The 734-nt window shown below is 54.5% G+C and carries 1 protein-coding gene; it reads left to right on the forward strand.

Annotation, left to right across the window (positions count from 1 at the left end; all coding sequences use genetic code 11):
• Positions 1–734: IS1634 family transposase (locus tag HMPREF3101_RS03905; RefSeq protein ID WP_141737345.1), on the forward strand; the 734-nt coding region annotated here is incomplete at both ends.

Here is a 734-nt window from a genome sequence, read left to right on the forward strand (position 1 = left end):
CGGGAATGTTCTCCGCGGCGAATAAACAAGCACTGATCGATGCGGGTTTGCATTACATCCTGTCTGTGAAAACTCCAACAGTGCCCGAAGTAATCGACACCTGGCGCCGCAAGCACCCAGACACTGCATACACCCACGGCCAGATCTGGACACAACGTTCGGCAAGTGATGGCCGCAAACACGCCACCGCGAACTCGGTGACGCATTACCAGTACTCCCACGATCGGGCTAGGCGCAGCCTACGAGGTATTGAAGAACAAATCATAAAAGCCAAACGCGCCGTCGCCGGCGAGACTGCCATCAAACGTAACCGCTACATTGACCTTTCTGCCCCGAACAACAAAGTCAACTACGCACTGGCTGCCAAGCACCGTGCGTTAGCGGGAATCAAAGGCTACGAAACCGACTTGATGACGCTTCCCGCCGAGGAAGTCATCGGACATTACCGCAGGTTGTTTAATATTGAGAAGTCGTTTCGGATGTCGAAATCAGACTTAAAAGCCCGCCCGATCTACGCGCGGAAACAAGACTCGATTACCGCACACCTCAATATTGTGATGGCCGCGCTAGCAGTTGCGCATCTCATAGAAACCCGCAGTGGACAATCCATCAAACGCTTCGTGAGAACACTCAAGCAATACCGCAGCTTTCAACTCGACGTTGGCGGCGAAACCGTCCACGCCGCAGTACCACTGCCACCCGAACTCACCGCCACCATCCAAGCAATCACCGGC

The organism is Corynebacterium sp. HMSC29G08 (assembly GCF_001806875.1).
In the GTDB taxonomy this organism is placed as follows: Bacteria; Actinomycetota; Actinomycetes; order Mycobacteriales; family Mycobacteriaceae; genus Corynebacterium.